Source organism: Nocardiopsis sp. RV163 (genome assembly GCF_001029525.1).
Classification (GTDB): Bacteria; Actinomycetota; Actinomycetes; order Streptosporangiales; family Streptosporangiaceae; genus Nocardiopsis; species Nocardiopsis dassonvillei.
In genome coordinates, this window is the sequence record NZ_LEKI01000204.1 from 1 (window position 1) to 8,255 (window position 8,255).

Annotated in this window: 7 protein-coding genes; 4 read left to right on the top strand and 3 right to left on the bottom strand. The window is 72.6% G+C overall.

The genetic code is table 11. The annotated features are described in order from the left end of the window. Positions 1 to 236 precede the first annotated feature (236 nt). Positions 237 to 3,203 carry a glycoside hydrolase family 3 protein gene (locus ABD54_RS23865; RefSeq protein ID WP_047871781.1) on the top strand — a complete coding sequence of 989 codons (2,967 nt, stop codon included), beginning with the start codon at positions 237 to 239 and terminating at the stop codon, positions 3,201 to 3,203. A gap of 219 nt (positions 3,204 to 3,422) precedes the next feature. Here the strand turns inward: ABD54_RS23865 and ABD54_RS23870 are convergent, their stop codons facing one another. Next, entirely contained in the window at positions 3,423 to 4,772 is a 1,350-nt protein-coding gene (locus ABD54_RS23870; protein WP_047871782.1) for an ROK family protein, read from the bottom strand. 225 nt (positions 4,773 to 4,997) lie between these two features. Between ABD54_RS23870 and ABD54_RS23875 the strand changes: the two genes are divergently transcribed. Then, positions 4,998 to 5,585 carry a GNAT family N-acetyltransferase gene (locus ABD54_RS23875; RefSeq protein WP_047871783.1) on the top strand — a complete coding sequence of 196 codons (588 nt, stop codon included), beginning with the start codon at positions 4,998 to 5,000 and terminating at the stop codon, positions 5,583 to 5,585. Between the two features lie 78 nt (positions 5,586 to 5,663). After that, positions 5,664 to 6,134 (top strand): NUDIX domain-containing protein, encoded by a 471-nt coding sequence (locus ABD54_RS23880; protein ID WP_047871784.1) that lies wholly within the window; start codon positions 5,664 to 5,666, stop codon positions 6,132 to 6,134. Between the two features lie 128 nt (positions 6,135 to 6,262). On the opposite strand, the gene ABD54_RS23885 is transcribed toward ABD54_RS23880, so the two are convergent. Together ABD54_RS23885 and ABD54_RS23890 are read right to left on the bottom strand one after the other, a co-directional pair. Next, a complete protein-coding gene (locus tag ABD54_RS23885) occupies positions 6,263 to 6,463 on the bottom strand; it encodes a DUF397 domain-containing protein (protein ID WP_047871785.1) in 201 nt (66 codons plus the stop codon). Between the two features lie 20 nt (positions 6,464 to 6,483). Then, positions 6,484 to 7,344 carry a helix-turn-helix transcriptional regulator gene (locus ABD54_RS23890; RefSeq protein WP_047871786.1) on the bottom strand — a complete coding sequence of 287 codons (861 nt, stop codon included), beginning with the start codon at positions 7,342 to 7,344 and terminating at the stop codon, positions 6,484 to 6,486. Positions 7,345 to 7,615: 271 nt separating this feature from the next. On the opposite strand from ABD54_RS23890, the gene ABD54_RS23895 reads away from it, so the two are divergent. After that, the gene (locus tag ABD54_RS23895; protein ID WP_047871787.1) at positions 7,616 to 7,855 is read left to right on the top strand and encodes a hypothetical protein; all 240 of its coding nucleotides are present in this window, start codon (positions 7,616 to 7,618) and stop codon (positions 7,853 to 7,855) included. Positions 7,856 to 8,255: the final 400 nt, after the last annotated feature.

The following is an 8,255-nucleotide window of genomic DNA, read 5'->3' on the forward strand; positions in this document are numbered from 1 at the left end:
TCCTCGGCCTGGCGGGCGCAGGGGGGTGGTGCGCATAGCGTCGTTCCTTCGGTTGAGCAGGCCGGGGGAGCCCAGGGGGGTAGGAAACGAAGGGCCATTTTGCTATGAATTAGTTGGCCGTTTAGACAAACAAATTACTCCACTGTGATGTGGCACACAAGGTCTTCAGGTATCGAAGTCGAAGCGGTTCGATTTCGAAGGACAATACCCTCGCGCACGAGAGGCGAACACCCCCCATGACCCTCCAGCCGCACCTGCCGCCGTACCGGGACCCCGCTCTGCCCTGGGAACGGCGCGTGGACGACCTGCTCGCCCGCCTCACCCCGGAGGAGCGGATCGGCCTGCTCCACCAGCACCAGGCGCCCGTGGAGCGCCTGGGCGTCGGCCCCTTCCGGACCGGGACCGAGGCACTGCACGGACTGGCCTGGCTCGGACCGGCCACCGTCTACCCGCAGGCCGTCGGCCTGGCCAGTACCTGGGACCCCGGTCTGCTCCGCCTCGTCGGCCGGGCCACCGGCGACGAGGTGCTCGCCCGCAGGAGCGCGGGCGCGTCGCCCAACGTCTGGGCGCCCGTGGTCAACCCCCTGCGAGACCCCCGCTGGGGCCGCAACGAGGAGGGCTACTCCGAGGACGCGTGGCTGACCGGGCTCCTGGCCGCCGCCTATGCCCGAGGGCTGGCCGGTGACGGCGACACGCTGCGCCTCGCGCCCACCCTCAAGCACTTCCTCGCCTACAACAACGAGGAGGGCCGCTGCGAGACCTCCAGCGACCTGCCTCCCAGGGTCCTGTACGAGTACGAGCTCCAGGCCTTCCTGCCCGCGCTGGCGGAGGGGGCGGCCGTGTCCGTCATGCCCTCGTACAACCTGGTCAACGGGCGGCCCGCGCACCTGAGCCCGCTGATCGGCGACGTGCTGCGCCCGGCCGCGCCCGACCGCCTGCTGGTGGTCAGCGACGCCTACGCGCCCGCCAACCTCGTGGAGGCACAGCACTTCCACCCCGACCTGCCCACGGCCTACGCGCACGCGATCCGGGCCGGTCTGGACAGCTTCACCCAGGACGACGACCGCGCCGGGGCCACCCTCGACCACGTGCGCGAGGCGCTGCGCCGGGGGCTGCTCACCGGGGCCGACATCGACCGCGCCGCGCGCAACGTGCTCTCGGTCCGGATACGGCTGGGCGAGTTCGACCCCGTGACCGGCGTGGCCGGGGAGGGCGGGGACCTGCTGGCCGGGGACGGCCCGGACGGCGGGACCGGGGACGGCGGCGCCGTGGGGGAGGCCGGGCACGGGACCGCCGGGGACGCCGGGGCCTTCGACACCCCGGAGCACCGGGCGCTGGCCCGGGAGGCGGCCACCCGCTCGATCGTGCTGCTCCGCAACGAGGACGCGCTGCTCCCGCTGAGCGACGTGCGCCGGGTCGCCGTCGTCGGCCAGCTCGGAGACACCGTGCTGGAGGACTGGTACAGCGGGACGCTGCCCTACGCCGTCACCGCGCGCGCCGGGATCGCCGAGCGGGTGGAGACGGTGTTCTGCGAGGGCGTGGACCGGATCCGGCTGAGCACGCTCGGGCACGGACTCGTGGTGGACCCCGGCGACGGGAGTCCCGCCCGGTTGGAGTTCCACGGCGTCTGCGGCGGGCACCGGGGCGCGGACGGGGGCGCGCCGACCGTGGAGGAGGCCGTCGAGGGCGCGGACTTCGACCTCCTGGACTGGGGCGGCGGCGCCTGCGCCCTGCGCTCGGTGCGGACGGGGAGGTACCTCGACGTGGGGCCCGAGGACGTCCTGGCCTTCACCGCGTCGGGACCCGGCACCTGGGAGGTCACCCAGACCTTCCGCCTGGAGGAGCACAAGGGCCTGCACACCCTCGTCCACGTGCGCACCGGCCGCTGTGTCACCTCAAGGCCGGCCGACGGGGAGCTGCGCCTGGACGGAGAGGGGGAGACAGGGGACCCGTTCGTCGTGAACGGGCTCGGTACGGGCGCCGAGGAGGCCGCGCGGACGGCCTCCGCCGCCGACGTCGCGGTCGTCGTCCTGGGCGACCACCCCATGGTCAACGGGCGCGAGACCGAGGACCGGACCGACCTGGACCTGCCCGCCGCCCAGGAGGCGGTGCTGCGCGCCGTGCGCGCGGCCAACCCCGCCACGGTCCTGGTGCTCAGCAGCGGCTGCCCGTTCGGGACCACCTGGGCCGACGAGCACGTCCCGGCCGTCCTGTGGTCGGCGCACGGCGGCCAGGAGTACGGCCGCGCGCTCGCCGACGTGCTCTTCGGCGACGCCGAGCCCTCCGGGCGGCTTCCGCAGACCTGGTACCGCTCCGCCGACGACCTGCCCGGGATGCTCGACTACGACATCGTCGGCGCGCGCGGCACCTACCTGTACTTCGAGGGCGAGCCGCTCTACCCCTTCGGGCACGGACTCGGCTACACGACGGTGGAGTACGCGGCCCCGGTGGTCCGCGTGGACGAGGGCCGGGTCACCGTCACAGTCACGGTCGCCAACACGGGCACGAGGCCCGCCGACGAGGTGGTGCAGGTCTACACCCGCCAACTGGCCTCGCGGGTGCGGACCCCGCTGCGCGCGCTGCGCGGGTTCGTCCGGGTGCGCGTGGAGCCGGGCCGCAGCGCGCTCGCCACGGTCTCCTTCGACGTGGACCGGCTCGCGCTTTGGGACACCACCCGCGACCGCTTCGTGGTGGAGGACGCGCCGCGCCAGGTGCTGGTCGGGCGCTCGGCGACCGACATCCGCGCCACCGCGGCCCTGGACGTGCCGGGGGAGGCCGTCCCGCCCCGAGACGCGCGCACGCCGTGGTCGGCCGCGGGCTACGACGACGCCCGGGGCACGTCCCTGTGCCCGCTCACCCCCGAGCGGGGCGACGCCGTGCGCTCCCGGGAGGGCGGTGCGTGGGCGGCCTTCCACGGCGTGGACCTCGGCGACGGGACCACCGGGTGCCGCCTCACGGTGAACGCCGAGCACGCCTGCACGGTCCGCGTCCGCCTGGACGACCCCGAGGACGGGCCGACCGCCGCGGTGGCCGACGTCCCGGCGGGCAGGGACGGCTACGACTTCACCGAGGTCGGCGCGGCCTTCGAGGACGCGGGGGGAGCCGGGGGGATCCGTGACCTGTACCTGGTCTTCGACCGGCCGGGCACGGCGGTGGCCGACCTGGTCCTGACCGGCGGCGCTCCGGAGTCGGAGGCGGACTGAGCGGCGGCGGGCCGGAACGCCGGAACGAGGACGGATCCCCTGTTCAGGGCAGGGCGCACGCCGCCCCGCACGGCCCTCCGGCAGCGGTCCGGAAAGGCTGCCGGTGTGACGCAAGGGGTTCCGACCTGCCTCTGGGCGAGGTCGGGCGGTCGATGCGCGCCGCGGGGGTACGGGATACCGGCGGACGGGCGGACCCGGCCAACCCTCCCGGCCACGGCGCTAGGCGGTGTCCGCGGCGCTTCCGTCCGGCTGCGCCGCGTCCGCCGCCGGGCGCTCCGCGGGGTCCGCGGCGGACTCCTCGCGGGACACGACGGGGCCCGGGGCCGGGGCGACGGGCTCGGGCAGGGGCAGCAGCCCGGCGTCGAGCGAGTGGATCATCGCGGTGGCCCCGCCCCGGGCCGCCGCGCTCAGCCCCAGCGACGACAGCTCCACCCGGCAGCCGCCAGCGTCCGGCGCGAACGCGCTCGCGGCCGCCTCCGCCCGGCAGTTGGGCAGCAGCCACGGGCCCAGGGGCACGAAGTAGCCGCCCAGCACCACCAGGCTCGGGTTGGTCACGTTGATCAGCACGGCCAGGCCCCGGCCCAGCCACGTGCCCGCCCGCTCCAGCGCGCCGACGGCGGTGGCGTCACCCGATTCGGCGCGTTCCACGGCCGTCCCCACCAGTTCGGCGACGTCGCTGCCCGACAGCGGGTGGTCCGGGAACCGGTCGGGGACGGCCCCGCGCAGGATGGCCCCGATCCCCGCCAGCGCCTCCAGGCAGCCTCGGCGCCCGCACGCGCACTCCGGCCCGTCCGGGGCCAGGGACAGGTGGCCCACCTCTCCCGCGAACCCGCTGGCGCCGCGCAGCAGCCCGCCCCCAGTCAGGATGCCCGCGCCGATCCCGACCTCGCCGGTCAGGTACGCGAGGTCGGCCGTCCCCGAGAACGACCCCACCCGGTACTCGGCCACCGCGCCCAGGTTCGCGTCGTTGTCCACCCGCACCGGGACGTCTACCGCCCCGGACCCGCGCAGCAGTTCGGTCAGCCGGTCGCGCAGCGGCACGTCGCGCCAGCCCAGGTTGGGCGCGTGCGTGACCGTTCCCGAGGGGGCGTCGATCAGCGCCGGGACGGCCACGCTCACCCCCACCACGGTGCGCCCGCGCAGCGCGGGGTCGGCCGCCGTCGCACCCAGGGTGCGCGCGATGTGCCGCGCGCACGCCTCCGCCCCGGCCGACCCGGCGTCGAAGGGGACGTGGCGGCTGACCAGTTCGCGCTGGAGCAGGTCCACGGCGACCACCGAGAGGTAGTCCACGTTGACCTCCAGGCCGATCGCCGCGATCGAGGAGTCGTCCAGGTCCAGCAGCACCCCGGGGCGTCCCACCCGCTGCCGGGAGGAGCGTCCGGTCTCGCGGACCAGCCGGCGCGCCATGAGGTCGGCGACCAGGCTGGACACCGTGGTCTTGTTCAGCCCTGTGGCCGCTGCCACCGCCGCGCGCGAGCAGGGCGCCAGCTCGCGGACCGTGCGCAGCACGACGCCCAGGTTGGTCTCCCGGACCGTCTGGAAGCTCACCGTTCCCGAACCGACCGACACCTGGCCCCCCTCGTCCCGTCCGACACGGCACACCGTGCCCGGATCGTACAGGGAGCCGACGGCGTGAGCGGTGGCGCTGCCCCGGCGGGGCGCGGCTGCGGAGGCGGAGGCGGATGAGGAGGCGGCGGCCGGGGGCGATCCCTGAACCGGGGGTGACGCCGGGATCGGGAGGCCGGACCGGAAGAGCCGTTGCGCGCGGCCGACCCCTCTGGTGGGATTCCGGGCATGGTGCCTCCCGACGTCTTCCGCGACCAGCCCGTCCTCACCGGGGAGAGGGTCCGCCTCGAACCGCTCGACGCCGGGACCGGTGAGCACTTCATCGAACCGTTGCTGCGCATGGACCCCGAGGTGCGCCGCCTCACCGGCACCCACCGGGAGTTCACCAGGGAGGAGCTGGTGCGCTGGGCCGCGACGCGGCCCGACCACCACGACCGGGCCGACTGGGTCGTCTTCGAGAGGGAGGGCGGCGCGCCCGTGGGCGAGTGCGCGCTGATCGACCTCGACCCGGACAACGCCAGCGTCGGCTACCGGATCGCGCTCAACGGCATGTCCGTCACCGGCAGGGGCTACGGCACCGAGGCCACGGACCTCGTGCTGGAGTACGCCTTCACCGTGGCCGGACTGCACCGGGTGGCCCTGGAGGTGTTCGCGTTCAACACCCGCGCGCAGAGGTCCTACGCCCGGTCGGGGTTCGTCCGTGAGGGTGTCTGGCGCAAGTTCCTGCGCTGGGACGGCGAGTGGCACGACGCGGTGCTGATGTCGATCCTGGCCGAGGAGTACGCCGGGGTCCGCGCCGCCCGGGGGAAGGGCTGAGGCGCGTTCCGCGGGCGGCGCCCGTCGCCTGGCGGGGCGTGTACCCGCGGAACGCGTCCCCGGGCTACCCTCGGGCCCATGCCCGTTCCTGACTTCCTCCTCGCCCTCCGCAGCCACGTCGGCCACGGCCTCCTCCCCCTCGTCGGGGTGACGGCGGTGGTCGTCAACGACGAGGGCGAGGTCCTCCTGCACCGGCGCGCGGACGACGGCCGCTGGGCCACGCCCGGCGGCATCCTGGAACCGGAGGAGGAACCCGCCCGGGCGGTGGTCCGCGAGGTGCGCGAGGAGACCGGGGTGGAGGTCGAGGTGGAGCGGCTCACCAGCGTGCTCGCCCAGGAGCCCTTCACCTACCCCAACGGCGACCGCGTGCAGATCCTCGACCTGGCCTTCCGGTGCCGCCCCGTGGGCGGGGCGCCGGACGCCAGCGGCGACGAGAGCCTGGACGTGCGCTGGTTCCCGCCCGGGGCCCTGCCGGACATGTCCCAGCGCATCCTGGACCGGATCGGCCACGCCCGCCAGGACCGCGCGGGGCCGTTCTACGTCACCTGAGCCCCGGGGTCCCGGACCGGGCCCGGTGCTGGAGACCGTGGGCGGTCGGTTCCGGGAGAGAACCGGTCAGAGCGAACGCCCTGTGCCTTCCTTTGAGGGGAGAGGACACAGGGCGCGGAACCACCGGTTCAGCTGAGGCCGCCCTTGGCGGTGCTGAGGAAGGCCCGCCACTCGGCGGGACCGAAGGTGAGCGTGCCCAGGTCGCGGTTCTGGGTGTCGCGGACGGCGGAGAAGGCGGGGGTGTCGGCTACCTCCACGCAGTTGGAGGAAGCACTTGAGTAGGTGGAGGTGCGGAAGAGCGCCTCATGCTGAGCTGGAAGCTGGTCCATGGGTCCTTGGTCTTCGTGGGTCAGGCGGACTGCAAGAGGTCTTTGAGTAGCTGAATGGATTGCTTCTGCGAAAGAGCTACTCCACAGAGGTGGGTGAACCTGGATCGGTGGAGGGCTACCTCCTCCTTGCTTTCGAGGTAGGCGTTGCGGGCCGCAGACTCGGTGTAGACGATGGTCAGGTCATAGTCACCAGCGAAGTCCATGATCACGAACGAGCCGCCCATCCCTCCGTGCAAGCCGGATTGTAGCGGGGCGATCTGGATCGACGTTGTGTTGCTGGTGTCCTCGGCGACCTTGATCAGGTGCTCCACCTGTGGCTTGAAGGCTTCGGGTGTGCCCAGCAGGCGCTGTACGGCGGCTTCCTCGATCACGAACACCGCCGTGGGAGACGTATCGCGGGTGAGGATCTGCTGGCGCTTCATCCGTGCTTCGACCTTGGCCTCGACTTCTCCCGGAGTGATGAAGGGATAGCTGAGCAGCAAGGCCGTGGCGTACTCGCGGGTCTGGAGTAACCCGGGGATGAACTCTGGTTCGTAGGTGTTGATCTGGGACGCCTCGTCCTCGAACGCGAGCAGCGCACCGTCAAGGGCGTCCCCGTACTGAACCCACCAGCCGCGTTTTTTCGCGTCACGCATCAGGTTCTCCAGCGACTCGCGGTGGTCCGGGGCGGTCACTTCGTAGAGGTCGAGCAGCGCCCTGAGGTCGGTCAGGTTCCCTCGTGTCCAGCGTCCGTTCTCGTAGTTGTGGACCTTGGTCTTTGCCCAGTCGAGTTCGGCGGCCACTTGGTCGAGCGTCAGACCCGCCGCCTCCCGTCCACGTCGCAGTTCGCGGGCCAACTGGCGTTTGCCGACCGTGGGCAGCGGTGGTTGCTTCGCGGACATGGAGGACCTCCTCGTTAGTGGGTCATGGCACGGCATAGCTGATAGTAGTGCGAACTTCCATGAAGCGAAACAGACATATAGCACAAAGTCACTATGGACTTGAAAGTAGGAAGTTCATAGTTGACTATGGCTGCATAGGCCGCTTCGCCGGAGCGCACGGCTCCTCTGCGGTCAATGCTTCGGGCCGTCACTGTGGAGGACTGTCATGGCTGATGAACGTCGGACGCGTATGAGTGTGGGCGAAGGTGCGTCTACCCCCGTCGCTGAACTGGTGAGACGCCTGGAAGCCGGACACGGCCTCAAGGCGGAGGAGGTCCCCGAGTCGGGACACGTCGTGGCCCGGCTCGGGGGCCGCTCGGTGACGGTCGCCCTGGTGGACGGCCGGTGGTTCAGGCGGCACACCGCCCAGGACGGCCGCAGCGCCCTCTCGCCCCTGCACCACGCCGGTCGCGAGTTCTCCGTGGCCCACTCGGTCGCGGCGGAGTTGACAGAGGCGAGGGTCGTCGAATGACCAAGCCCTCAGAGTCCGAACCCGTCACTCCGTGGACCTGTCCGGCCTGCTGCCGCACCGAGAACGGCGGTCACAAGGTGCACACCCGTTGCCCCCGCGGCAACTCCCAGGACGACAGCGACGACCGCCCCGCTCCCGTCCAAGCCCTGAGCGAGAACCCCGCGCGTTCCGCGCGGCGTCAGAACGCGAAGCCGACTACGCGTCACCCCGACGGTCGCCAGGCGTTCGCGTCCGTCTCTTTCCTCACCCACGTGCCGCTTCCGGCCGGGCACGTCAAGGCCCCGGCGGGTGCTTCAACACCCCCAGGGCGCGGCCAGTCAGTACCGAATCTCCCGAACGGAGCCTCTGGCATGTTCATTCTGCCTCGTAACCCCGACCCCGCGCCCTGGGGGTGTTGAAG

Excerpts from the sequence above, each read along its gene's own strand:
- ABD54_RS23865 (WP_047871781.1), top strand. The coding sequence starts at position 237 with ATGACCCTCCAGCCGCACCTGCCGCCGTACCGGGACCCCGCTCTGCCC.
- ABD54_RS23885 (WP_047871785.1), bottom strand. The coding sequence starts at position 6,463 with ATGGACCAGCTTCCAGCTCAGCATGAGGCGCTCTTCCGCACCTCCACC.
- ABD54_RS23880 (WP_047871784.1), top strand. The coding sequence starts at position 5,664 with ATGCCCGTTCCTGACTTCCTCCTCGCCCTCCGCAGCCACGTCGGCCAC.
- ABD54_RS23890 (WP_047871786.1), bottom strand. The coding sequence starts at position 7,344 with ATGTCCGCGAAGCAACCACCGCTGCCCACGGTCGGCAAACGCCAGTTG.
- ABD54_RS23875 (WP_047871783.1), top strand. The coding sequence starts at position 4,998 with ATGGTGCCTCCCGACGTCTTCCGCGACCAGCCCGTCCTCACCGGGGAG.